Raw genomic sequence first — 23,419 nt, forward strand, 5'->3', positions numbered from 1 at the left:
GGTGAGGCCGGCGGGCCCGGTGTGCTACTGCTGCTCGCCCTCCATGGCCAGCAGCTCCTCGTTCGGGACGGCCCCGCCGAAGCGCCGGTCCCGGGAGGCGAACTCCAGGCAGGCCCGCCACAGGTCGCGCCGGTCGAAGTCCGGCCACAGCACGTCCTGGAAGACCATCTCGGCGTAGGCGCTCTGCCAGATCAGATAGTTGGAGGTGCGCTGCTCGCCGCTGGGCCGCAGGAACAGGTCCACGTCCGGCATGTCCGGGTAGTACATGTACTTCGCGAAGGTCTTCTCATTGACCTTGGAGGGGTCGAGCTTCCCGCTCTTGACGTCCTCCGCCATGGCCTTGGCCGCGTCGGCGATCTCGGCCCGGCCGCCGTAGTTCATGCAGAAGTACAGGGTCAGCCGGTCGTTGTCCTTGGTCTGCTCCTGGGCGATCTGGAGCTCCTTGGCGACCGAGCGCCACAGCTTGGGCATCCGGCCGACCCAGCGCACGCGGATGCCCAGCTCGTCGAGCTGGTCGCGGGTCTTGCGGATGAAATCCCGGTTGAAGTTCATCAGGAAGCGCACCTCGTCGGGCGAGCGCTTCCAGTTCTCGGTGGAGAAGGCGTAGAGGGAGATGGCGCCCACGCCCATCTCGACGGCCCCCTGGAGCACGTCCAGCACGCGCTCGGCGCCGACCTTGTGCCCCTCGGTGCGCGGCAGCCCCCGGTCCTTGGCCCAGCGGCCGTTGCCGTCCATGACGATCGCCACATGCTGCGGTACGAACTCCCCGGGGATCTTCGGGGGCCGCGCGCCGGACGGGTGCGGCTCCGGCGTCCTGTACTCCCGGCGCTGGCGCCCCAGGATCCCGCGTACGGCCATGTGTTTCTCGTCTCCTCGTGCTCGCTTGCTTCTGTGCTGCTCTGTTCCGCCGCCGCGCTACTTCTCGACGTAGCGCAGGGAGCGCAGCCCGCGCTCCATGTGCCAGTGCAGATACGCGGACACCAGCCCGCTGCCCTCCCGCACGTAGCGCGCCTCGCACGCGTCCGCGGTCTCCCAGTCTCCCGTAAGCAGGGCGCCGAGGAGTTCCAGGGCCTGGGGCGAGGGTACGACGCTGCCGGGTACGCGGCAGTCCACGCAGACGGATCCGCCCGAGGCGACCGAGAAGAACCGGTTGGGTCCGGGCATCCCGCACTTCGCGCAGTCGGTGAAGCTCGGGGCGTACCCGTTGACGGCGAGGGAGCGGAGCAGGAACGCGTCGAGCACGAGGTGCGGTGCGTGCTCGCCCCGGGCGAGGGTCCGCAGCCCGCCGACCAGCAGCAGGTACTGCTGCACGGCCGGCTCCCCCTCGTGGTCGGTGAACCGCTCGGCGGTCTCCAGCATGACGGTCCCGGCCGTGTACCGGGCGTAGTCGGTGACGATCCCGCCGCCGTACGGCGCGATGGTCTCGCTCTGGGTGCACAGCGGCAGCCCCCGCCCGACCAGCTCGCTCCCCTTGGCGAAGAACTGCACGTCGACATGGGAGAACGGCTCCAGGCGCGCACCGAACTTCGACTTCGTCCGGCGCACACCCCGGGCCACCGCGCGTACCCGGCCGTGACCGCGCGTGAGCAGTGTGATGATCCGGTCCGCCTCACCCAGCTTCTGGGTGCGCAGCACGATGCCGTCGTCGCGGAACAGACTCATGGAGCCATTCTGGCAGGGCCGTCACGTCAAGGGACCTCACCCCTGCTGCGGGCGTTGGCGTACGCGGTGGCCACGCGCAGCCGCTCGGCCGGGGTGGCGTGCCGGACGGCCCCGGGGTCGGCGTCCCACTCCCTGCCGCCGCCGTACGGCCGCAACTGCACGTAGGGCCCCTCATGCCCCATGACGATGCCGATGCGTCCGCTGCGGGTGTCCACGACATAGGCGCCGACGGGAGGCTTCATCGCGGCACCGCCGTGAGACGCCGGGCGGTTCCGCCAAGTCCCGTCGAGAGCAGGATAATTCCGGCCTTGGCGAGTTCTGCCCGCAATTCTTTCACCGCGTCCTCCGCTTCTTCGGCGCAGAGCGCCGACTGTCGTGCCTCCACCGTGCTCCCCCTCCTTTCACGGTTTCACTCTTCGCATCTTCGTTGTCACACTCCGCGACTGCACTTCGAAGGGGGGCTGTGTCCTACAACTGCGGGGCGACACAAAGGGGTTCGGCACGGGGTGTCGCAGACCGGGGGTACTTTCCAGCGGTCGGCCGGGCGGCCGATTGACGGAAATCGGCACGCCGCCGGGCGTATTGGGGACCGCGGACGAGAGGGCACCGCGAGCGTTGAAACAATCCGGCCGTGGAAACGTCAGAGGGTCACCCGGAACCGGAATGGGACATCCGCCCCGCGCGGCCGGCGGATGTCGAGGCGATAGCGGAACTGCGGGCCGTGGTGATGCGCCCGGACCTGGAGCGGCTGGGCCGCTACGACGGGCACCGGGTCAGACAGCGCCTGCGGGACGGCTTCTCCCCGCGGCACACGTCGATCATCACGTCGGAGGGCACCTTCGCGGGCAGCGTCACCCTGCGCCCGTCCGACAGCGGCCTCTGGCTGGAGCACTTCTACCTCACTCCGGCGCTCCAGGGCCGGGGCCTGGGGTCGGCGGTCCTGCGGGCCCTGCTGACCAGGACGGACGCCTCCGGCGACCTCGTCCGGCTGAACGTCCTCCGGGGCAGCCCGGCCCGCCGGCTCTACGAGCGCCACGGCTTCACGGTGGAGACACAGGACGCGGTCGACGTCTTCATGCTGCGGCGGCCGGGGCCGGCGGCCAGGAACCACGGCGAGGCGCCGCGGGAGTTCCGGGTGCGACACGACAGCTACTTCGCGCAGAGACCCGCGACGCCGGAAAACCTGGGGTAATCCCCCAGAGACATAGGGCAGTTACCCGGATGTGTCCTTCTGCCCCGGTCGGTCACGCTGCTGGACATGAAGCGGATCACGAAATGCGCGGCGCTGGTCGCCGCCACCGGTGCGGTGCTCGCGTTCGCCGGGCCCGGTGGGGCGACCGCCGCCGGGCCCGGCTCCCTCGACTGGGGCCGGTGCAGCGGCCCTGGTCTCGACCCCAGGCAGCAGTGCGCCACCCTCGACGTCCCGATGGACTACTCCGACCCGGACAGCGCAAAGATCCAGATCGCCGTTTCCCGGATCCCGAGTGAGAAGCCGTCCGCCCGGCGGGGCGCCCTGCTGCTCATCCCGGGCGGCCCCGGCGGGGACAGTCTCGCCGACCCCTCGGGCAAGGGGCAGAAGCTGCCGCAGGGCGTGCGCAACGCCTACGACCTCGTCGGGTTCGCGCCGCGCGGCATGGCACCGTCCACCGCCGTCGACTGCGCGCTCGACCCGGCCGACATCAGCATGACGAAGCGCCTGCCCTGGCCCGCCCCGGACGGCTCCGTCGACGAGAGCATGGCCACCGCCCGGCGTACGGCCGAGGCCTGTGCCCGCAACGGCGGTGAGCTGATCCGGCACATCAGCACCGCCAACGAGGCCCGCGACCTGGACCGCCTGCGGGCCGCCCTCGGAGAGGAGAAGATCTCCGCATGGGGCGTCTCGTACGGCACCTACGTCGGAGCCGTCTACAGCCAGCTGTTCCCGCACCGCACCGACCGCATCGTGCTGGACAGCAACAACAATCCCGACCACACGCGCGTGACCCGCAACTGGCTCGCCGCCTTCGAGGTCGGTGTCGAGGACAACTTCCCCGAGTTCGCCAAGTGGGCCTCCCGCCCCGGCAATCCGTACCGGGTCGCCCGTACGCCCGCGGAGGTACGGTCCGGCTTCCTGCGGCTCGCCGCCCGGCTGGACCGCGAGCCCCTGCCCTGGCCGGGCGCCAACCCCCCGCGGCTGGACGGCAACGCGCTGCGTCAGACCATGCTGTCCAGCCTCTACGACCCCGACGACTACCCGACCCTGGCCAACACCATCCGGGCCGTTCGCGAGGGCACCGTGCCGCCGGCGCCCGAGGCGCCGCCCGAGTCGGTCCTGCAGAACGTCACCGCGGTCGGCGTCGGCACCATCTGCAACGACGTCGACTGGCCCGACTCGGCCGCCGCGTACCAGAAGGCTGTCGCCGCGAGCCGGGCCGCGTACCCGCTGACCGCGGGCATGCCGCGCGGGCCGATGGTGTGCGCGGCCTGGCCGTACGCGCCGAAGGAGCCGGCCGTGCGGATCACCGACCGCGGCCCCTCCACCATCCTGCTCGTGCAGAACCGGCGGGACGTCGCCACCCCGCTCGCCGGAGCCCTGAAGCTGCGCCGGGCCCTCGGCGACCGGGCCGTCATGGTCACCGTGAACTCCACGGGCCATGACGCCTATCTGGCCAACGGCAACGCCTGCGGCGACCGGGCGGTCTCCCGTTTCCTGGCCACCGGCGAACGGCCCGCCTCCGACCTCTACTGCGGCTGAGCGGTGCGGTGGCCCGCCGCCCCGTAGCGGCGGGCCACCGCGCGGAACGCCCACTGTGCCGAGCGCGGCACCGGCTCCGCTGTCGGCCGTCGGTCTACGGCCGTGCGACCAAGGGATGAGGCACCGTGCCGAAGGAGAGGCTCATCCCTGCCCGAACCGGCGCACGTACCGCCGCTGCCAGGGCGTTTCCACGGCATGCCGGTCGTAGTGCCGCCGGACGTACGCCACCGCCTCCTCCCCCGGCACCCCGTCCAGCACCGCCAGGCAGGCCAGCGCCGTGCCCGTACGGCCGCGCCCTCCGCCGCAGGCGATCTCCACCCGTTCCCCGGCGGCCCGTTCCCACGCGTCCGCCAACGCCGCGCGGGCGGCCGCCCGGTCCGACGGGAGACGGAAGTCCGGCCAGCGGATCCAGTCCGACTCCCAGGGGACGGCGGGGGGTTGTCCGCCGAGGAGGTAGAGGGCGTAGGAGGGAAGGGGCGAGCCGGGGGCCAGGGGGTGGCGCAGCCCCCGCCCTCGCACCAGCCGGCCGGAGGGCAGGCGCAGGACGCCTATGTCGCTCTCGCTCCACAGCTCGCTCACGGCCTCATCATGCGCCGCGTTCGCTTGCCGGGGGGCGGAATCGGCCCACCCCTCGCGATTCCCGCCCCGTCTGCGCCTCGATCCCCCGGAAGTGCACCGCCATCGCCCGCTGCGCTCCCTCCACATCGCGGGCCCGCAGCGCCGTGACGATGTCGCGGTGGCGGCGGGCCGTGATCTCGGGGGGCGGGTCGCCGGGCAGGCCGCGGGCCCCGGACACCCGGCGGAAGACCGTCCAGAACGCGGCGAGGAGCTGGCGGACGAGGTCGTTGCCCAAAGACGCGTACAGCACGTCGTGGAACTCGCGGTCGAGTTCGGGGAAGGAGCCGCCCGGGCCGAGGGCGGACTCCATGCGGGCCACCACGTCCTCCAGCCGGTCCAGTTCCGCCTCGGTGGCGGTCGTGGCGACCCGGCGGATCAGGCCCTCCTCCAGCACCTCCCGCACCTGGAGGATCTCGGCGAGGGCGGCGGTGTCGTCGTCGTGGCGGGCCAGGGCGCGGAAGGTCAGGCCGTCGACGAGCGGGGTGAGGGAGGCCCGGCCGACGTAGGTGCCGTAGCCGTGTCTGACCTCGACGATGTCGAGGGCCTGGAGGGCCTTGAGCGCCTCGCGGACGGAGTTGCGGCTGACGCCGAGGTCCTCCATCAGTGCGGCCTCCGTGGGCAGCGGTGCCCCGGCGGTGAGTCTGCGGTCGAGGATGAGCTGGACGACCTGGCGCTGTATCCGGCTGGTCCTGGGCTCCTCGGACATGCGCCGCATCGTACGCGCCCCGGACGTCCCACGTCCCACCTCTGGCGGTACCGGACCCCGGACCTGTTCTGATAGGGCGTCAACTGTTTACGCACACAGCGCCATTGGTTCCACCTATGGCAGATGCGCCATTCGTGTGCGATCCCTTGACCGCCCCCGAGCCCCCTCCTATGGTCGCGCTGACCGCAGGACGTAGGACGTCGTATCTCCTCTGTCAGCCCTTCCCCCCAGAACTCGCTGGAGGACCCGTGCGCGACGAGACCCCCGACGTGCCGGCGCTGCACCGCCGGTCGTTCCTGAAGTACACCGGCGCCCTGGGCGCGGCCGCCGCCGTCTCCGCGTCGCTGTCGGCCTGTTCGTCCGGGCCGGAGTCCACCAACGACACCGGTACGGGCAGTGGCCGGGACCGGACCCTCACCGCGGTGATCGGCTACGGCAACGACGGCAGCTGGGACCCCACCCAGACGGCGTCCGCGTTCTGCATGGCCGCCAACAACCACATCTACGAGGGCCTGCTGGACACGGACCCGATCTCCCGTGAGCCGTATCCGGCCCTGGCGACCGAGGTGCCGAAGGACCCGGCCGGCACGTCGTGGACGTTCGCTCTGCGGGCGGGTGCGAAGTTCCACGACGGCAAGCCGGTCACCGCCGACGACGTGGTCTTCGTGTTCCGGCGGATCCTCGACCCGGACACCCAGACCCTCGCCAAGGGCTTCTTCGCGAGCTGGCTGAAGGAGGTCCGGAAGATCGACGCGCAGCACGTGGAGCTGGTGCTGAAGTTCCCGTTCCCGGACGGGCTGTCGCGGCTGACGCTCGCGAAGATCATGCCGAAGCACGTGTTCTCCCGGCCCGGCGCCTGGGACGACGCCATCAAGGGCAAGGCGATCGGCTCGGGGCCGTACCGGCAGACCGCTCACCATCCGAAGTCGAACACGACCTTCGAGGCGTTCGCCGACTACAACGGGCCGCGCAAGCCCGCCTTCCGCAAGATGAACTGGCTGACGATCGTGGACGCGGCGCCCCGCGTCGCGAAGATCTCCGGGTCGAGCGCGGGGGCGCAGATCGCGGACAACATCCCGTACGCCAACATCGGCCAGTTGGAGAGCGGCGGTCTCACCGTCGCCGGCGGGGCCGGGATGAACAACCTGTTCCTGATGTTCAACACCGAGCACAAGCCGTTCGACGACGTACGGGTGCGCCAGGCCCTGCACTACGCCATCGACACCGAGAAGATGGTGGAGGTCGCGCTCAAGGGCCACGGCAAACCGGCCAGTTCCTTCCTCGACGAGGCCAACCCGTCCTACCGCCGGGCGAAGACGGTCTACGACCACGACCCGGACAAGGCGAAGGCGCTGCTGAAGGCGGCCGGGGTCAAGGGGCTGAGCATCGAGATCCTGGCCGTGAACGTCAGCTGGATCGTGGACTGCCTGCCGACCGTCAAGGCCTCCTGGGACGCGATCGGCGTGCGCACGACGCTGTCCCCGCAGGAGACCACGGCCGTGTTCACCAAGATGGACCAGAAGCAGGACTACCAGGTCGTCGCCGCCGCCTCGAACCCCAACCAGTTCGGCCTCGACGCCGACCTGATCATGCACTACAACTACGGCCCCGAGAACCTCTGGATGCAGTACACCCGCTGGGCCGCCGACCCCGTCGCCAAGCAGCTCTTCAAGGACATGGACCGGGCCACCCGGGAGCCCGACCCGGCCAGGAAGAAGGCGATCGTCCAGGACTACATCGACGTCGTCGCCGAACAGGCCGTGCTCTACCCGGTCGTCCACAACGAGCTGATGACCGCCTGGAACCCGGCGCGGCTCAGCGGCATAAGGGCACAGCCGTACCCGGGCATCAATCTCCTGACGGCCAGGTGGGCCTAGCCCCATGACGGCCGTCCTGCGGATCCTGCTCCGCCGTGTCGCCCTGCTCGTGCCGCTGATGCTCGGGATCGTGCTGTTCGTGTTCCTGGTGATGCGGTTCTCCGACGTCGACCCGGCGTCCGCGTTCTTCCAGGGCGCCAACCCGACACCGCGGCAACTGCACGACTTCCGCGAGGAGCACGGCCTGCTGGATCCGCTGCCGGTGCGCTACGCGGACTTCGTCGGCGCCCTGCTCCACGGCGACCTGGGCACCAGCGCGCTGACCCGGGCGCCGGTGATCGACCAGGTCACCACCGCGCTGCCGCTCACCCTCCAGCTGACGTTCCTGGGCCTGGGCATCGCGGTCGTGCTGTCCCTCGTGGGCGGGGTGACCGCGGCCATCTACCGGGACCGGCTGCCCGACCAGATCATCCGGGTCGTGTCGCTGACCGGGGTCGCCGCGCCCGGCTTCTGGCTGGCCCTGCTGATGATCCAGTATCTGGCGGTCGACCTGGGCTGGTTCCCGACCGGCGGCTACATCAACCCGGCCGACTCCTTCACCGGCTGGCTGAGGACCATGACCCTGCCGGCCCTGGCGCTGTCGCTGCCGGTGGCGGCGCAGCTCACCCGGATCGTGCGCACGGCCGTGGTGGAGGAACTGGACAAGGACTACGTGCGCACGGCGATCGGGAGCGGCCTGCCGCCGCGGGTGGTCGTCGGGCGGAACGTGCTGCGCAACGCGCTCATCAACCCGCTCACGGTGCTCGGGCTGCGCGTCGGCTATCTGCTGGGCGGCGCGGTCGTCATCGAGACGATCTTCTCGCTGCCCGGCATGGGCAAGCTGATGATCGACGCCGTGAAGAACGGCGATCCGGCCGTCGTGCAGGGCGTGGTGCTGACGACGGCGGCCGGGTTCGTCGTCGTGAACCTCGTCATCGACGTCCTGTACCTGCTGGTCAACCCGCGACTGAGGGATGCGACCACATGATGACCCGCAAGAGCCTCACGACCGCGCTGTCCCGGCCCGGCATCCGGCTGCGCGGCTGGCGCAGGCTGCCGCCGCTGTCGAAGATCGCCGTCTGCTTCCTGGCGGTCGTCGTCCTGATGGCGTCGCTCGCGCCGCTCCTCGCCCCGCACGACCCGCTCGACCAGCAGCCGCCGGCCGACGGCACCGGGCATCCGTCGGCCGGGCACTGGATGGGCCAGGACAGTCTCGGCCGGGACATCCTCAGCCGGCTGATGTACGGGGCGCGCTGGTCGCTGGCGATCGGGCTCGGCGCGACCGGGCTGGCCCTGGTGGCCGGGGCGCTGCTCGGGGCGGTCGCGGCGACCTCGCGCAAGGCGGTCGACGAGACGCTGATGCGCTGTCTGGACGTGGTGATGGCGTTCCCGGGCATCGCGCTGGCCGCCGTGCTGGTGGCCGTGTTCGGCGGCGGCATCACCGTGCTGATCTGCGCGATCGCGTTCCTGTTCACGCCACCGGTGGCGCGGGTGGTCCGGGCGAACGTCCTCGACCAGTACGGCGAGGACTACGTCACGGCGGAACGGGTGATCGGCGCGCGGACCCCGCACATCGTGCTGCGGCACGTGGCGGTCAACTGCTCGGCGCCGGTGCTGGTGTTCTGCACGGTCCAGGTCGCCGAGGCGGTCGTGTTCGAGGCGTCGCTGTCGTTCATCGGGGCGGGCGTACGGCCGCCCGACCCGTCCTGGGGCAGTGTCATCGCGGACGGCAAGAACATGGTGCTGACCGGCGGCTGGTGGGCGACGGTGTTCCCCGGGCTGCTGATGCTGGTGACGGTGCTCTCGCTGAACATCCTGTCCGAAGGCGTGTCCGACGCCTGGGCGGCTCCGGCGCCGCGGGAGGTGGACGTACGCGAGCACGACGACCCGCTTCAGGCCCCGGAGCCGGGCAGCGGCGAGGTGCTGCCCCTGCCGGGCCTCGCGGCGGCCGCGAGGCGGCTGCGAGCACGGGCCCGTCCCCTCCCTCAGGGGCGCCGGCCGGTCCTCGCGGTCGAGAACCTCGCCGTCGGCTTCGAGGACCGGCACGGCGGGGTGGACATCGTCGACGGCGTCAGCTTCGAAGTGCTCCCCGGTGAAGTCCTGGGCCTGGTCGGCGAGTCGGGCTGCGGCAAGTCGCTCACCGCACTGGCGATCATGGGACTCCAGCCGAAGGGGGCGCGGATCGGCGGCCAGGTCCGCTTCCACCAGCGGGACCTGCTCGCCGAGCCGATGCGCGTGCGCCGCAGGCTGCTCGGCCACGAGATGGCGATGATCTACCAGGACGCGCTGTCGTCCCTCAACCCCGCGATGACGATCCGCGCCCAGCTCAAACAGGTCGTACGCCGAGGCGGCCGCCGCACCCCCGCCGAACTCCTCACCCTGGTCGGCCTCGACCCCGACCGCACCCTGCGCAGCTATCCCCACGAACTCTCCGGCGGCCAGCGCCAACGCGTCCTGATCGCCATGGCCCTGTCCCGCGACCCGAAACTGATCGTCGCCGACGAGCCGACGACCGCCCTGGATGTGACCGTGCAGGCACAGGTCATGGAGCTGCTGCTGCGGCTGCGCGCGGAGCTGGGCTTCGCACTGATCCTCGTCTCGCACGACCTGGCGCTGGTCGCGGACGTCACCGACCGGGTGGTGGTGATGTACGGCGGGCAGATCGTGGAGACGGGCGTGACCGCCGACCTGGTGGAGGCCCCGGCGCACCACTACACGCGCGGGCTGCTCGGCAGTGTGCTGTCGCTGGAGTCGGCGGCCGAGCGGATGACGCAGATCAAGGGCGTCGTGCCGTCCCCGGCGGACTTCCCGGCGGGCTGCCGCTTCACCGGCCGCTGCCCGCTCGCCACCGAGACCTGCCGTACGACGCCCCCCGACCCGGTGGGCACGCCGACGCACACGGTGGCCTGCCACCACCCCGCGATCGACCTGGTCACCTCGGAGGTCGTGACATGAACCCTTGTCGGAGGTCGTGATATGAACCCCTTGCCGGAGGCCCGGACATGAACGCCCTGGTGGAGCTGTCCGGCACCCACGTCGTCCACAAGGCCCGCAGCGGCGGCCTCTTCACCCGCGACCGCGTGTACGCGCTGACCGGCGCCGACCTGGCGATCGCGCCCGGCGAGACCGTCGGCGTGGTGGGCGAGTCCGGCTGCGGGAAGTCGACGCTGGCGAAGGTGCTGGTCGGGGTGCAGCCGCCGACGCGGGGGACGGTGGCGTTCCGGGGCCGGGACCTGTGGGCGATGCCGGCCGCAGAGCGCCGCAGGGCCGTCGGCGGCAGCATCGGCATGATCTTCCAGGACCCTTCGACGGCCCTGAACCGCCGCCTGACCGTCCAGCAGATCCTGCGGGACCCGCTGGACGTGCACGACCGGGGCACGAGGAGCCGACGGGAGGAGAGGGTCCGCGAGTTGATGTCCCTCGTCGGCCTCCCCCGGGCCCTCGCCGGGGCCCTGCCGGCGCAGCTGTCGGGCGGGCAGCGCCAGCGCGTCGCGATCGCCCGGGCGCTGGCGCTGGACCCGGACCTGGTCGTGGCCGACGAGCCGACGAGCGCCCTGGACGTGTCCGTCCGCGCCCAGATCCTCAATCTGCTGCTGGACCTCAAGGAACGCCTGGGCCTGGCCCTGGTGTTCGTCTCGCACGACATCCAGACGGTACGGCGGATGAGCGACCGTGTGATCACCATGTACCTGGGCCGGATCGTGGAGGAGTCCCCGGCGGCCCTGGTCACCGACCGGTCCCGGCACCCGTACACCCGCGCCCTGTTCTCCGCCACGCCGGGCCTGCTCGACCCGGTCGATCCGATCGAGCTGGCCGGTCCGCTGCCGTCGGCGACCCGCCCGCCGAGCGGCTGCCCGTTCCGCACCCGCTGCTGGAAGGCGGACGGGGTGTGCGCGCAGGAGATGCCGGGCTTCTCCGCCGCGTCGGCGTCCGCGCACCGCTTCCGCTGCCACCATCCTGTCCGGGAGGACGAGTCGACCCGCGACCTCGTCCATCGACGCGACCCGATGGAGGCCCCATGACCCTCGCCCCGCTGACCGGTGTCATCCCGCCCGTCTGCACGCCCCTGACATCGGACGGCGAGGTGGACGTCCCCTCGCTGATCAGGCTCGTCGACCACCTGGTGGCCGGCGGGGTGCACGGCCTGTTCGTGCTCGGCTCGACCTCGGAGGCCGCGTATCTGCCGGACCGGCAGCGCAGGCTGGTCGTCGAGTCGGTCACGGGCCATGTGGGCGGGCAGCTCCCGGTGCTGGCCGGGGCGATCGACATGACGACGCCCCGGGTCCTGGACCATGTCGCCGCGGTGACGGCGGCGGGCGCGGACGCGGTCGTCGTCACCGCCCCGTTCTACACCCGCACCCACCCCGCGGAGGTCGCCCGCCACTACCGCGCGGTCGCCGCCGCGAGCCCGGTCCCGGTGATCGCCTACGACCTTCCCGTCGCCGTCCACACGAAGCTCCCGACCGAGGTGGTGCTGGAGTTGGCCACCGACGGTGTGGTGGCCGGGCTCAAGGACTCCAGCGGCGACCTGGCCACCTTCCGCCAGGTGGTCACCGGTGTGCGGGAGCGCCGGGGCATCACCGGCTTCAGCGTGCTGACCGGGTCCGAGCTGATCGTCGACGCGGCCCTGGCGATCGGCGCGGACGGCACGGTGCCGGGCCTCGGCAACGTCGACCCGCACGGCTATGTCCGACTGGACGGCCTGTGCCGCGCCGGGGACTGGGAGGGGGCCAGGGCCGAACAGGAGCGGCTGTGCGCCCTGTTCGGCATGGTGACCGTCGGCGACCCGGCCCGGATGGGCCCGAACTCCTCGGCGATCGGCGCCTTCAAGACCGCGCTGCACCTGCGGGGTGTGATCGACTCCCCGGCGACGGCGGAGCCGCAGATCCCGCTGTCGCCGGACGAGGTGGAGCAGGTCGGGAAGTACCTCGCGGCGGCCGGTCTGCTCTAGAGACCGTGCCGGGCCCGCCCGTCAGACGCTTCCCGGGGTCACCATCCCCGACTCGTAGGCCACGATGACCAGTTGCGCCCGGTCCCGGGCCGCCAGCTTGCCCATGATGCGGCTGACATGGGTCTTCGCGGTGAGCGGGCTGAGGCCCAACGCGTCGGCGATCTCCGTGTTGTTGAGGCCGCGCGCGACCAGCGCGAGCACCTCACGCTCCCGGCCGGACAGGCAGTCGGGCCCGCCGGTTCGCGGGGCGGAGGGGCTGCGCAGGAACCGCTCGATGAGCCGTGCCGTGGGGCCGGGCGACAGCAGGGCCTCGCCGGCCGCGACCGTGCGGATGGCGTCGAGGAGTTCGGCCGGCCGGGTGTCCTTGACCAGGAACCCGGAGGCCCCGGCGCGCAGGGCGTCCACGATGTTCTCGTCGGTGTCGTAGGTGGTGAGGACGAGCACCCGTACGTCCGTGAGGTCCTCGTCGGCCGCGATGAGCCGGGTCGCCTCGATGCCGTCCAGGTCGGGCATGCGGATGTCCATCACCACGAGGTCGGGGCGGGCGGCGGCGGCCAGTTCGACGGCCTGCCGGCCGGTGGCGGCCTGGCCGACGACCTCCATGTCGCGGGCCGACTCCACGAGCATCGCGAACGCCTCCCGCACCAGCGTCTGGTCGTCCGCGAGCAGCACCCGTACGGTCATCCGGTCCTCTCCCCCGTCGTGGCCAGCGGCAGGACCGCCATGACCTCGAACCCGCCCCCGGTGTGCGGTCCGGCGTCGAGTGTGCCACCGACGCTGCGGGCCCGCTCGCGCATCCCCACGAGTCCGAAGCCCGGGGTGCCGCCCGGGGCCGGTCCGGTGCCGTCGTCGCGGACCGACAGGTGCAGGGCACCGTCCCGCTCGTCCAGGGTGACGTGGACGGCCGGTTCGGGCCCCGCGTGCCGTACGGCGTTGGTCAGGGCCTCCTGCACGATCCGGTAGGCGGCGGCACCGACGGCGGGCGGTGCATGCGCTGTGCGTACCGTCTGCTCGACCCGGGCACCGGCCAGCCGCGCGGCCCGAGCCAGGTCGGGCAGCCCGTCGAGGCCGGGCAGCGGCCCGCGGACGTCCGGGGGCCCGTGCTCGCGCAGCACCTCCAGGGTCGTACGGAGTTCGCCGCGGGCGCTGCGGCAGGTCTCGGCGATGTCGTCGAGGGCCTTGGCCACCGTCTCCCGGTCGAGCCGCTCCGGGTCGGCGGCCAGCACATGGGCGGCGACGGAGGTCTGCACGCCGATGAGGGTGATGCTGTGGGCGAGCAGGTCGTGCAGATCCCGGGCGATGCGCAGCCGCTCCTCGGCGACCCGCCGCCGGGCCTCCTCCTCCCGGGTGCGTTCGGCCCGTTCGGCGCGTTCCACGATGGAGGCGACGTACTGGCGGTAGACGCGCACGTCGACCCCGCAGAACAGCACGGCAACGACCCAGCCCGATATCCGCAGCACCTCCAGCGCCTCGTGCATGCTGACGGTGAGCATCACGCTGACCGAGAGGCCGATGACACCCGCCCCGACCAGGACGGTGCGCAGCGGACGGCCGGTCACCGCGACGGTGTACAGGGCGATGTACGTGGCCGGGGTCGGCGCGGAGTGGGGGTTGTCGAGGGCGTGGTACGGGGCGACGCAGGCCACGACCGCGAGCAGCACGAGCAGCGGCCGCCGGCGCCGCCACGCGATCGGCACGTTGCAGGCGACCAGCAGTACCCAGCCCACCGCGTCGGGCCTGCGCCCGCCGTCGACGAGCAGGGCCAGGGCGACGGCCGACACCGCGGCGACGACGGCGAGCAGCGCGTCGTTGCGGGCGGCGTGCGGGGCGGTCAGGGGGTCGCGGTTGATCGCGGCCATGATCCGCTCGGCGGGCCGCGACCAGGTCGCCTGCGGGGTGGTGGGTGCCTGCACGGTCCTCATCCTCGGCCGGGAAGGCGCCCCTCCGGGAGGGAGGGGCGCCGCACTGTTCCGCCTAGCTGCGGGCATGCGTGCCGCTAGGGGCGGCACGGGTGGGCGCTGCGGCACCCCGCTCCGCCGGGCTGCGCAACGCCCCGCCCTCAGCCTCAACAGGCAGTTCCGGTGCCCGGGAGAGCTTCCCCGGCCACCACACCCGCCGCTTCAGCAGCACACTCGCCGTCGTCACCAGGTACGTACGCACCAGGAACGTATCCAGCAACACCCCCACGGCGATGACGAACCCGAGCTCCACCAGCCCCACCATCGGCAGCGTGGTCAGCACCGCGAAGGTCGCCGCCAGCACCACCCCCGCCGAGGCGATGACCCCGCCGGTCGTCCGCAGCGCGGTGAGCGCCGCCGCCTCCGGCTCGGCCCCGCGCACGGACTCCTCCCGCATCCGGTGCATCAGGAAGATGCCGTAGTCGACACCGAGGGCGACCAGGAACACGAAGGACAGCAGCCCGAGCCCCGGATCGGACCCAGCGAACCCGAACACCGGCTCGAACACCAGCCCGCCGATCCCGAGCGCGGCGCCCCAGACCGCCACCACCGCCGCCAGCAACAGCAGCGGCGCGACGAGAGAGCGCAACAGCCCGACCAGGATGACGAACACGGCGGCCAGCACCAGCGGCACGATGACCTTCCGGTCCCGCGACTCGCTGTCGGCCAGGTCGATCTGCTGGGCACTGGGCCCGCCGACGTACGCGCCGACCGGGTCCAGCCCGGCCCGCAGCGCCTCGATGGTCCGGGTCTCGGCCGGGGTCTCGGGGGCCGCGGTGGTGAACACGGCGATCTCGGTCCAGCCCGAGCCGCTGCGCCCGGGGGCCACCTCGGCGACGCCCTCGGTCGTGCGGGCCCGGTCCGCGACCGCCCGGGCCCGCGCCTCGGGTGCGATGACCGTGACGGGCCGGCTGCTGCGCTCGGGGTACTCCTGGGCGAGCGTCCGCATCGCCGTGATGGACTCGGGCCGCTCGGTGAAGGAGTCCTCCTGCTTCAGGCTGCCGGACAGGTTGAGCGTGCCGAGCGCGAGGGCGCCGAGCAGTGCGGCCCCGCCGACGAGCACGGTGGCGGGCCGCCGGGTCGCCGAGCTGCCCATCGCGGCGAACAGCGACCGCCGGGCCTTCGGCTCGCTGCCGAACGCGGGGATCAGCGGCCAGAAGACCCGCCGTCCCAGCAGCACCAGGACCGCCGGCAGCAGGGTCGTCATGGCCACCAGCGCGGCGAGCACCCCGACCATGCCGACCGGCCCCATGCCCCGGCTGCTGTTGAGGTCGGCGGCGAGCAGGCACAGCAGCCCGGCCGCGACGGTCCCCGAGGAGGCGAGGACGGCCGGCCCGCAGCCGCGCAGCGCGGCACGCATGGCGTCGTACGGCCGCTCGTGGCGCCGCAGTTCCTCGCGGTAGCGGGAGACGATCAGCAGCGCGTAGTCGGTGCCGGCGCCGAGGACCAGCACGGTCATCACGCCGCCGCTCTGGCCGGTGACGGTGACGTCGAACAGTTCGTGCAGCCCGTACCCGGCGGCCATCGCCACGGCGGCGGCGACGCCGGCCACGGCGAGCGGCACCAGCCACAGGAAGGGGCTGCGGTAGATGAGGATCAGCAGCACGGTGACGACGCCGAGCGTGGCGAGCAACAAGGTGGCGTCGAGCGTCCCGAACACCTTGTTCATGTCGGTGTTCAGCGCGCCGGGCCCGCCGACCTCGGCGCTCAGTCCGCCGCCGCCCCCGACGATGTCGCGCACCCCGTCGACGAAGGCGTCCCGGGCCTCCTCGTCCTGGCCGGGCTGGGTGCTGGAGACCGGGTACATCAGGGTGGAGCCGTCCTTCGACGGGATGCCCTTCGGCTGCCCCGCCAGGTCGTAGGCGCCGCTCACCTCGGTGATCTGCCGGTCGGCGGTGCGCCGGTCGGCGTCGGTGAGCCCGCCGTCGCGGTGGTAGACGAGCACCAGCTCGGTCGCCTCACCGCCCGGCAACTCGTCCTGGATCCGCGCCACCTGCGTCGAGTCGGCACTGTCGGGCAGGTAGTCCACCGCGCGGTTCTGCTGGATGTCGGCGAACTTGCCGGCGAGCGGCCCGACCAGCACGAGCGCGGCGAGCCACAACCCGACCACCACCCAGGGCACGGCCCGCTTCCGCCCGGTACTCGTCCTTATGGCCCCCATGGGTCCGGCTCCCTCCGGTCGGTGTCTGGATCGGTCTCCAGACTCCCGCCGGACGGGGGCCGGTTCGTCGGGCGTGAGGTCGAGTCGGGGGGTACTGCGGGGGGCGGTCCGGGAGGCGCGTTACTCCCCGGGGAGTAGCGCGGAGGCGGGGCCTACGACGGGGTGCGCGCCGCCGCCGCCATCAGGCGGGTCACGTCGTCGGAGCAGATCGTGAGCGCCGCGCCCACCGTCGCCAGCACATCCCGCTCGGCCGGGGTGTACGGCCCGTCCGCCAGGGCGATGCGGGCGCCCTGGAGCAGGATCGATTCGCGGCCGACGGTGGCGAGGTGCGGGGCGAGCGGGTCCAGGGCCTCGTGCAGCTCTATGGCCAGCCCCGCGCCGCAGGGTTCGCCGGCGATCCGGCCGGTGTCGGCCTCCAGGGCCTCGACGAGGGCGGCCAGCTGCTCCTCGGTGCAGTCGTCGAAGCCGGCCGCGCGCACGGCGAGCACGGCGGACTCCAGGGCCGACCGGGACCCGGCGCCGCCCGCGGCCAGCACCGCGAGGGCGACGGTGTGCACGGCGTCGCGGAGCATCGCGGAGAAGCGGGTGGTGGTCGGATGGTCGAGGACGTCCGTGCCGAAGTGGCGGCGGCAGGCGGCGCACTCCACGACCGGGCCGGTCTCGCCGCGCGGCAGCACGGGCAGGCCGAGCAGGGTGAAGCGGCGTTGTCCCGTCAGCCGCTGGTAGTTGCGGTCGCCGCCGCAGCCGGGGCAGAAGAACTCCCCGTCACCGGCGGCCGTCCACGCGGTCCGGGTGCCCAGGACGCGAGAAAGCCTGGCGGCATGGCCGTTTCGTCCCCGTCCTGGCAGCACGTCGCACCTCCGTCACGCCGCACGGCAACGTCGCCGCGCTTGCGTGATGTTAGCCACATCAGAGACGAGGAGTCAGCACCCCGGAGGAGACCTTTCCGTGACCTCCACAGCAAATGGCCGGTATACGACGGGGCTCCACCCGCCGGACATCGGCGGACGGAGCCCCTGCGGCACCGGTGGGCGGCCTGCGGTCGCGAACCCGTACGGCTGGTCAGCGAGCCGCGCGGTTGACGGCGGAGACGACCGCCTTCAGCGAGGCCCGCGTCGTGTTGGCGTCGATCCCGATGCCCCACAGGACCTTGTCGTCGATGGCGCACTCGATGTAGGAGGCGGCCTGCGCGGAGGCGCCCTCGCTCATCGTGTGCTCCTGGTAGTCCAGCAGGCGTACGTCGATGCCGACGGACTGCAGGGCGTCGAAGAAGGCCGAGATCGGACCGTTGCCCGTACCGGTCAGGACGGTGTCCTGCCCGTCGACCGTGGCCTCCACCTTCAGGGTGTCCACGCCGTCGGTGTCGGTCGTCGACTGCCCGTTGCGGACCTGGATGCGGCCCCACGGGTTCTCGGGGTTCGGCAGGTACTCGTCCTGGAAGACGGCCCAGATGTCCTTCGGCGTGACCTCGCCGCCCTCGGCGTCCGTCTTGGCCTGGATCAGCCTGGAGAACTCGATCTGCATCCGGCGCGGCAGTTCCAGCTTGTGGTCGTTCTTCAGGACGTAGGCGATACCGCCCTTGCCGGACTGCGAGTTGACCCGGATGACCGCCTCGTAGGAGCGGCCGACGTCCTTGGGGTCGATCGGCAGGTAGGGGACGGCCCACTCGATGTCGTCGACGGTGACGCCCTTGGCGGCCGCGTCGGCCTCCATCGCGTCGAAGCCCTTCTTGATGGCGTCCTGGTGGGAGCCGGAGAAGGACGTGTAGACCAGGTCGCCCACGTACGGGTGGCGCGGGTGGACCTCCATCTGGTTGCAGTACTCCCACGTGCGACGGATCTCGTCGATGTCGGAGAAGTCGATCTGCGGGTCCACGCCCTGGGAGAACAGGTTCATGCCCAGGGTGACCAGGTCGACGTTGCCGGTGCGCTCGCCCTGCCCGAACAGGCAGCCCTCGACGCGGTCGGCGCCGGCCATCAGGGCCAGCTCGGCGGCGGCGACGGCGGTGCCGCGGTCGTTGTGGGGGTGGATCGACAGGCAGACGTGCTCGCGGCGGGAGAGGTTGCGGCCCATCCACTCGAAACGGTCCGCGTGCGTGGAGGGCGTGGAGCGCTCCACGGTGGCCGGCAGGTTCAGGATGATCTCGCGGCCCGGGCCGGGCTGCCAGACGTCCATGACCGCCTCGCAGACCTCCAGCGCGAAGTCCAGCTCGGTGTCGGTGAAGATCTCGGGGCTGTACTGGTAGCAGAACTCGGTCTCCGGGCCCAGCAGCTTCTCGGCGTACTCGATGACCAGCCGGGTGCCGTCGACGGCGATCTGCTTGATGTCGTCCTTGGAGCCGCGGAAGACGACCCGGCGGAAGACCGGGGCCGTGGCGTTGTACAGGTGGACCGTGGCCCGCTTGGCGCCCTTCAGGGACTCCACCGTGCGCTCGATCAGGTCCTCGCGGGCCTGGGTCAGTACGGAGATGGTGACGTCGTCGGGGATGGCCCCGGGCTCCTCGATGATGGAGCGCACGAAGTCGAAGTCGGTCTGGCCGGAGGCGGGGAAGCCGACCTCGATCTCCTTGTAGCCCATCTTCACCAGCAGGTCGAACATGGCGCGCTTACGGGCCGGCGACATGGGGTCGATCAGGGCCTGGTTGCCGTCGCGCAGGTCGGTGGAGAGCCAGCGGGGGGCGGTGGTGATGCGCGCTTCCGGCCAGGTGCGGTCCGGGATGTCGACCTGCTCGTAGCGGCCGTACTTGTGGATCGGCATGGAACTGGGCTGCTGGCGATTCGCCATGATGCGGGGGCTCCTCAGAGGGTGTCCGGAAGGACGGCCGACGACGCAGCACCAAGCTCCGCGGGGAGGGAGTCGGCCTCGACTACAGGCCCTCGCCGCGGCAGCTAAGGAGAAGCAGCCCGAAACGCATGATGCGCAGCATGCTAGCCGAGCCTCTCCCGGCGCGTGGGTTCGTATCAGTATGCGGGACCGGGCGCGCATACGGGACAAAAAGTGCGCCATCCCACTTGCCGTCCTGCTTGCTGTCCCGCCTGCCGTCCCGCTTCCCCCGTTCGCCTTACCACTCACCACGGAGCGTGAGGGGCGTTGTCCCGGTATTTCACCAATCATGGTGGCGACTAGTGACAGTTTCGTCACGCAGTGCAAGGGTGCCGGGCATGACGACTCACGGGGGCTTCGAGCCCGTCTTCTGCACCATCGTTCCGCCGCATGTCCTCGACAAGCTCGCCCAGGCCGAGGACCCCTCGCTCGCCGGTCCCGCCCGCCGCACCCTGCAGCGCGACGCCTTCGAGCGCACCCAGCGCCGCCTGACCACCGTCATCGGCGCGAGCGCCGTCGCCGCGGTCGCCGACGGCAAACCGCAGCGCACGATCCACGACGCCCGGCACGGCACCGACCTGCCCGGGCACAAGGTCCGCGGCGAGGGCGACAAGCCCGGCAAGGACGCCACCGTCAACCGCGCCTACGCCGGTCTCGGCGCCACCTTCGAGCTGTTCCTGCAGGCCTACCAGCGCGACTCGATCGACGGGAACGGCCTCCCGCTGAACGCGACCGTGCACTACGACCGCGACTACAACAACGCGTTCTGGAACGGCGAGCAGATGGTCTTCGGCGACGGGGACGGCGAGATCTTCCTCGACTTCACCATCCCGATCGACGTCATCGGCCACGAACTCGCACACGGCGTCACCCAGTACACGGCCAACCTCACCTACTTTGGCCAGCCCGGCGCGCTCAACGAGTCCCTGTCGGACGTCTTCGGCGCCCTGATCAAGCAGTACACGCTCGGCCAGACCGCCGCCGAGGCCGACTGGCTGATCGGCGCGGGCCTGCTCGCCCCGCGCGTGACCGGCACGGCGCTGCGCTCCATGAAGGAGCCGGGCACGGCGTACGACGACGACGTCCTCGGCAAGGACCCGCAGCCGGCGACGATGGACGACTTCGTGCGCACCGGCCGCGACAACGGCGGTGTCCACATCAACTCGGGCATCCCGAACCACGCCTTCTACCTCGCCGCCACGGCCCTGGGCGGCCACGCCTGGGAGCGGGCCGGACAGGTCTGGTACGACGTCCTGACCGGCGGCGAGCTGAGGCAGCAGGCGATGTTCGTCGACTTCGCCACCCTCACCGTGAAGGCCGCCCGGGAGCGCTTCGGCGACGGGGAGGAACTGGACGCCGTGTCGAAGGCCTGGGAGCAGGTCGGGGTGCGGACCCTGTAGTTCCGTACTAGACAGGTGCCATGCGTATTCAGGTGCGGCGCACGGGCGGGTTCGCGGGCATCGAGCGGCATGCCGAGGTGAACACCTCGGAGCGGCCCGATGCCTCCGAGTGGCACGCCCTCGCGGAGCAGGCCGTGGCCGACGGCCGGAGCACACCGCCGGTCGGGGTCCCGGACGGGTTCACCTACCAGCTCACGGTGGACGGGAAAACCGTGTACTGCGCGGATCCCCGGCTGACCGAGGGGCAGCGGAAGCTGATCTCGAGGGTGCTGAAGGAAGGGGCGTGACGGGTCCGCGTCACCGGCCGGGCAACAGCTCCTTGCCGCCCGGCCGTTGACTTCCGTTACCGCCGGTACGGATGATCCAGCGCATGGCGACTGACGCAGGCACCCCGATCCCCCGTTTCCCGGCCGGCTTCCTCTGGGGCGTCTCCACCTCGGCGCACCAGATCGAGGGCGCCGCGGACGAGCGCGAGCCGTCCGTGTGGGACGCCTTCACGGCCGAGCCGGGACGGGTGAAGGACGGCTCGACGGCGGCGGTGGCCTGCGACCACGTCCACCGCCACCGCGAGGACGTGGCCCTCCTGGCCGGCCTGGGCGTGAACGCCTACCGCTTCTCCGTCTCCTGGCCGCGGGTGCGCTCCGAGAAGGGCCTGGACTTCTACGACCGACTGGTCGACGACCTGTGCGCGGCGGGTGTCCGCCCCGTCCCGACCCTGTTCCACTGGGACCTGCCGGCGGACCTGGACTGGCTGGAGCGGGACACGGCCGAGCGCTTCGCCGAGCACGTGACCCTGGTCGCGGACCGTCTCGGCGACCGCGTGACGAAGTGGATCACCCTGAACGAGCCCGCCGAGCACACCCTGCTGGGGCACGCCCTGGGCACCCACGCACCCGGGAAGCGGCTGATGTTCGACGCGCTGCCGGCCGCCCACCACCAGCTGCTCGCCCACGGCCTGGCCGTCCGGGCCCTGCGCGCCTCGGGCGCGTCGGACATCGGCATCGCCAACTCGCACGGCCCGACCTGGGCGGCGTCCACGCAGGCCGCGGACGTGGAGGCGGCGGACTTCTACGACCTCCTGCTGAACCGCCTGTTCGCCGACCCGCTGCTGCTGGGCCGCTACCCCGACGGCATCGGCGAACTGATGCCGGGGGACGTGGAAGCGGACCTGAAGGTGATCGCCGAGCCGCTCGACTGGTACGGGATCAACTACTACGCCCCGACCCGGGTGGGAGCCCCGCAGGGCGCGGAGATCGAGTTCGGCGGGATCACCATGCCCGCCGAACTGCCCTTCTCCGTCCGCGAGATCAAGGGCCGCCCGGTCACGGACTTCGGCTGGCCCGTCGTCCCCGAGGGGCTCACCGAGCTCCTCACCGCCTTCCGCGACCGCTACGGCGACCGGCTCCCGCCGGTCGTCATCACCGAGAACGGCTGCTCCTACCCGGGCGTCGACGACCAGGACCGCATCGCCTACCTGGACGGCCACGTCCGCGCCCTGCACCGGGCGGTGGAGGCGGGCGTCGACGTGCGCGGCTACTTCGTGTGGTCCCTGCTCGACAACTTCGAATGGGCGGAGGGCTACGCACGCCGCTTCGGCCTGGTCCACGTCGACTTCGACACCCAGGAGCGCACCCCCAAGGCGTCCTACCACTGGTACCGGGAGCTGCTGAGGGCGCAGGCACCTACGGCTTGATGCCCACCCCGGCCCGCAGGCCGACCTCGGCGGGATGTCGGTGACAGGCAGATGGTTGCAGCGTGAACTGCTCTACGAGCATAGTTACTTGTGTGACCAGGGTTCCGGTAGCAACAACTCCCCCATCCGGCCGGGCCGTTGTCCGCTCGCCCCTTCCTTGACTGCGCCCACCCCCCACGGAAGGCGATCGCCGTGTCCCCCCACACGACATCCACTCCCCGGTTCCTGGACGCGGTGCGCCCGGACCGCACCGACTGGCTGGAGCTGCCCCCACAGCGGACCAGCGTCAGAGTCGCCCGCCATGCCATGCGCGCGCGGCTGGCCTCGTGGCAGGTGCCCGAGGAGGCGTGCGCGAACGCCGTGCTGCTCGTGTCCGAGCTGGTCACCAACGCCGTGCTGCACACGCTCAGCGAACGGATCCTGTGCGGCGTCCAGCTGATGACGGACGCGCGCTTCCGGCTGGAGGTCCACGACGGCGACCTCACGGGCCGCGGCATCCCCGACCGCTGCCCCGGCCCCGACGACGAGGGGGGCCGCGGCCTGCTGCTCGTCCGAGAGATGGCCGACAACTGGGGCATCACCCGCTCGACCCTGACGGGCGGGAACGCGGTGTGGGCGAGCCTGGGGCGGGCGTTATAGCGCGGCGAGGGGACTCGAGAAGGCCGAGGCTCGCGCCACGGCCTCGCGGAACCTCAGAACCCCAGCTTGCGCAGCTGCCTCGGATCCCGCTGCCAGTCCTTCGCGACCTTCACGTGAAGGTCAAGGCTGTATCGACATGCGGCTACCGCCGCGCGGCCGGCGCACCCAGCAACGCCCCGAACCACCAGCACAACGCGAGCCGACCAGCCACAGACCCC

General features: G+C 71.8%; 20 protein-coding genes and 1 pseudogene. 11 read left to right on the top strand and 10 right to left on the bottom strand.

All coding sequences use genetic code 11. The annotated features are described in order from the left end of the window. Positions 1 to 24 precede the first annotated feature (24 nt). From K4G64_RS15165 to K4G64_RS15175, 3 genes are read right to left on the bottom strand one after another with little or no spacing between them, the layout of a single operon-like run. Positions 25 to 858, bottom strand: a complete 834-nt coding sequence (locus K4G64_RS15165; RefSeq protein ID WP_221756572.1) for an isoprenyl transferase — start codon at positions 856 to 858, stop codon at positions 25 to 27. A 57-nt stretch (positions 859 to 915) separates the two neighbouring features. Next, the gene (gene recO / locus K4G64_RS15170; protein WP_031107514.1) at positions 916 to 1,662 is read right to left on the bottom strand and encodes a DNA repair protein RecO; all 747 of its coding nucleotides are present in this window, start codon (positions 1,660 to 1,662) and stop codon (positions 916 to 918) included. A 26-nt stretch (positions 1,663 to 1,688) separates the two neighbouring features. Continuing rightward, positions 1,689 to 1,904 carry a hypothetical protein gene (locus K4G64_RS15175; protein WP_221756573.1) on the bottom strand — a complete coding sequence of 72 codons (216 nt, stop codon included), beginning with the start codon at positions 1,902 to 1,904 and terminating at the stop codon, positions 1,689 to 1,691. A 428-nt stretch (positions 1,905 to 2,332) separates the two neighbouring features. Here K4G64_RS15175 and K4G64_RS15180 point away from each other — a divergent pair. Both K4G64_RS15180 and K4G64_RS15185 read left to right on the top strand, forming a co-directional pair. Beyond that, positions 2,333 to 2,758: pseudogene (locus tag K4G64_RS15180) on the top strand (N-acetyltransferase family protein); the annotation flags it as partial. A gap of 162 nt (positions 2,759 to 2,920) precedes the next feature. Continuing rightward, positions 2,921 to 4,396: an alpha/beta hydrolase gene (locus K4G64_RS15185; protein ID WP_221756574.1), complete on the top strand. Its 1,476-nt coding sequence runs from the start codon at positions 2,921 to 2,923 to the stop codon at positions 4,394 to 4,396. A 141-nt stretch (positions 4,397 to 4,537) separates the two neighbouring features. On the opposite strand, the gene K4G64_RS15190 is transcribed toward K4G64_RS15185, so the two are convergent. Together K4G64_RS15190 and K4G64_RS15195 are read right to left on the bottom strand one after the other, a co-directional pair. Beyond that, positions 4,538 to 4,975, bottom strand: a complete 438-nt coding sequence (locus K4G64_RS15190; protein WP_221756575.1) for a protein phosphatase — start codon at positions 4,973 to 4,975, stop codon at positions 4,538 to 4,540. A gap of 7 nt (positions 4,976 to 4,982) precedes the next feature. Next, positions 4,983 to 5,729: a FadR/GntR family transcriptional regulator gene (locus K4G64_RS15195; protein ID WP_221756576.1), complete on the bottom strand. Its 747-nt coding sequence runs from the start codon at positions 5,727 to 5,729 to the stop codon at positions 4,983 to 4,985. 239 nt (positions 5,730 to 5,968) lie between these two features. On the opposite strand from K4G64_RS15195, the gene K4G64_RS15200 reads away from it, so the two are divergent. The 5 genes from K4G64_RS15200 to K4G64_RS15220 are packed head-to-tail and all read left to right on the top strand — an operon-like array spanning position 5,969 to position 12,527. Further along, complete coding sequence (locus tag K4G64_RS15200; protein ID WP_221756577.1) at positions 5,969 to 7,597, top strand: ABC transporter substrate-binding protein; 1,629 nt, start codon at positions 5,969 to 5,971, stop codon at positions 7,595 to 7,597. A 4-nt stretch (positions 7,598 to 7,601) separates the two neighbouring features. Beyond that, positions 7,602 to 8,564, top strand: a complete 963-nt coding sequence (locus tag K4G64_RS15205; protein WP_221756578.1) for an ABC transporter permease — start codon at positions 7,602 to 7,604, stop codon at positions 8,562 to 8,564. Further along, entirely contained in the window at positions 8,561 to 10,531 is a 1,971-nt protein-coding gene (locus tag K4G64_RS15210; RefSeq protein WP_221756579.1) for a dipeptide/oligopeptide/nickel ABC transporter permease/ATP-binding protein, read from the top strand. Before K4G64_RS15205 ends, K4G64_RS15210 begins: the two co-directional genes overlap by 4 nt. 47 nt (positions 10,532 to 10,578) lie before the next feature. Further along, on the top strand, positions 10,579 to 11,598 hold the full coding sequence (locus tag K4G64_RS15215; protein WP_221756580.1) for an ABC transporter ATP-binding protein: 1,020 nt from the start codon (positions 10,579 to 10,581) through the stop codon (positions 11,596 to 11,598). Further along, the gene (locus K4G64_RS15220) at positions 11,595 to 12,527 is read left to right on the top strand and encodes a dihydrodipicolinate synthase family protein (protein WP_221756581.1); all 933 of its coding nucleotides are present in this window, start codon (positions 11,595 to 11,597) and stop codon (positions 12,525 to 12,527) included. The genes K4G64_RS15215 and K4G64_RS15220 overlap by 4 nt, the downstream gene beginning before the upstream one ends. Before the next feature lie 21 nt (positions 12,528 to 12,548). Here K4G64_RS15220 and K4G64_RS15225 read toward each other — a convergent pair whose 3' ends face one another. The 5 genes from K4G64_RS15225 to leuA form a co-directional block, all read right to left on the bottom strand. Continuing rightward, positions 12,549 to 13,211, bottom strand: coding sequence for a response regulator transcription factor (locus K4G64_RS15225; protein WP_221756582.1), 663 nt, complete (start codon positions 13,209 to 13,211; stop codon positions 12,549 to 12,551). Then, entirely contained in the window at positions 13,208 to 14,449 is a 1,242-nt protein-coding gene (locus K4G64_RS15230; protein WP_260460469.1) for a sensor histidine kinase, read from the bottom strand. The genes K4G64_RS15225 and K4G64_RS15230 overlap by 4 nt, the downstream gene beginning before the upstream one ends. Positions 14,450 to 14,501: 52 nt before the next feature. Next, positions 14,502 to 16,646 (bottom strand): MMPL family transporter, encoded by a 2,145-nt coding sequence (locus tag K4G64_RS15235; protein WP_260460470.1) that lies wholly within the window; start codon positions 16,644 to 16,646, stop codon positions 14,502 to 14,504. Positions 16,647 to 16,798: 152 nt separating this feature from the next. Then, complete coding sequence (locus K4G64_RS15240) at positions 16,799 to 17,497, bottom strand: TerB family tellurite resistance protein (protein ID WP_221756584.1); 699 nt, start codon at positions 17,495 to 17,497, stop codon at positions 16,799 to 16,801. Between the two features lie 211 nt (positions 17,498 to 17,708). Continuing rightward, positions 17,709 to 19,430: a 2-isopropylmalate synthase gene (gene leuA, locus K4G64_RS15245; RefSeq protein ID WP_221756585.1), complete on the bottom strand. Its 1,722-nt coding sequence runs from the start codon at positions 19,428 to 19,430 to the stop codon at positions 17,709 to 17,711. A gap of 377 nt (positions 19,431 to 19,807) precedes the next feature. Between leuA and K4G64_RS15250 the strand changes: the two genes are divergently transcribed. The 4 genes from K4G64_RS15250 (at position 19,808) to K4G64_RS15265 (ending at position 23,201) form a co-directional block, all read left to right on the top strand. Beyond that, positions 19,808 to 20,869 carry a M4 family metallopeptidase gene (locus K4G64_RS15250; protein ID WP_190898563.1) on the top strand — a complete coding sequence of 354 codons (1,062 nt, stop codon included), beginning with the start codon at positions 19,808 to 19,810 and terminating at the stop codon, positions 20,867 to 20,869. A 20-nt stretch (positions 20,870 to 20,889) separates the two neighbouring features. Next, positions 20,890 to 21,156, top strand: coding sequence for a protealysin inhibitor emfourin (locus K4G64_RS15255; protein ID WP_221756586.1), 267 nt, complete (start codon positions 20,890 to 20,892; stop codon positions 21,154 to 21,156). An 83-nt stretch (positions 21,157 to 21,239) separates the two neighbouring features. After that, positions 21,240 to 22,562 (top strand): GH1 family beta-glucosidase, encoded by a 1,323-nt coding sequence (locus K4G64_RS15260; RefSeq protein ID WP_260460471.1) that lies wholly within the window; start codon positions 21,240 to 21,242, stop codon positions 22,560 to 22,562. A 192-nt stretch (positions 22,563 to 22,754) separates the two neighbouring features. Next, the gene (locus K4G64_RS15265; protein ID WP_221756588.1) at positions 22,755 to 23,201 is read left to right on the top strand and encodes an ATP-binding protein; all 447 of its coding nucleotides are present in this window, start codon (positions 22,755 to 22,757) and stop codon (positions 23,199 to 23,201) included. The last annotated feature ends 218 nt before the right edge of the window (positions 23,202 to 23,419 follow it).

The organism is Streptomyces sp. WAC04114 (genome assembly GCF_019733245.1).
GTDB lineage: Bacteria > Actinomycetota > Actinomycetes > Streptomycetales > Streptomycetaceae > Streptomyces > Streptomyces massasporeus_A.

Bases quoted from the DNA above. Each gene is read 5' to 3' on its own strand.
- K4G64_RS15210 (WP_221756579.1), top strand. From the start codon at position 8,561: ATGATGACCCGCAAGAGCCTCACGACCGCGCTGTCCCGGCCCGGCATC.
- K4G64_RS15195 (WP_221756576.1), bottom strand. From the start codon at position 5,729: ATGCGGCGCATGTCCGAGGAGCCCAGGACCAGCCGGATACAGCGCCAG.
- K4G64_RS15260 (WP_260460471.1), top strand. From the start codon at position 21,240: ATGGCGACTGACGCAGGCACCCCGATCCCCCGTTTCCCGGCCGGCTTC.
- K4G64_RS15185 (WP_221756574.1), top strand. From the start codon at position 2,921: ATGAAGCGGATCACGAAATGCGCGGCGCTGGTCGCCGCCACCGGTGCG.
- K4G64_RS15230 (WP_260460469.1), bottom strand. From the start codon at position 14,449: ATGAGGACCGTGCAGGCACCCACCACCCCGCAGGCGACCTGGTCGCGG.
- K4G64_RS15220 (WP_221756581.1), top strand. From the start codon at position 11,595: ATGACCCTCGCCCCGCTGACCGGTGTCATCCCGCCCGTCTGCACGCCC.
- K4G64_RS15250 (WP_190898563.1), top strand. From the start codon at position 19,808: ATGACGACTCACGGGGGCTTCGAGCCCGTCTTCTGCACCATCGTTCCG.
- K4G64_RS15215 (WP_221756580.1), top strand. From the start codon at position 10,579: ATGAACGCCCTGGTGGAGCTGTCCGGCACCCACGTCGTCCACAAGGCC.
- K4G64_RS15225 (WP_221756582.1), bottom strand. From the start codon at position 13,211: ATGACCGTACGGGTGCTGCTCGCGGACGACCAGACGCTGGTGCGGGAG.
- leuA (WP_221756585.1), bottom strand. From the start codon at position 19,430: ATGGCGAATCGCCAGCAGCCCAGTTCCATGCCGATCCACAAGTACGGC.
- K4G64_RS15235 (WP_260460470.1), bottom strand. From the start codon at position 16,646: ATGGGGGCCATAAGGACGAGTACCGGGCGGAAGCGGGCCGTGCCCTGG.
- K4G64_RS15255 (WP_221756586.1), top strand. From the start codon at position 20,890: ATGCGTATTCAGGTGCGGCGCACGGGCGGGTTCGCGGGCATCGAGCGG.
- K4G64_RS15205 (WP_221756578.1), top strand. From the start codon at position 7,602: ATGACGGCCGTCCTGCGGATCCTGCTCCGCCGTGTCGCCCTGCTCGTG.
- K4G64_RS15175 (WP_221756573.1), bottom strand. From the start codon at position 1,904: ATGAAGCCTCCCGTCGGCGCCTATGTCGTGGACACCCGCAGCGGACGC.
- recO (WP_031107514.1), bottom strand. From the start codon at position 1,662: ATGAGTCTGTTCCGCGACGACGGCATCGTGCTGCGCACCCAGAAGCTG.
- K4G64_RS15165 (WP_221756572.1), bottom strand. From the start codon at position 858: ATGGCCGTACGCGGGATCCTGGGGCGCCAGCGCCGGGAGTACAGGACG.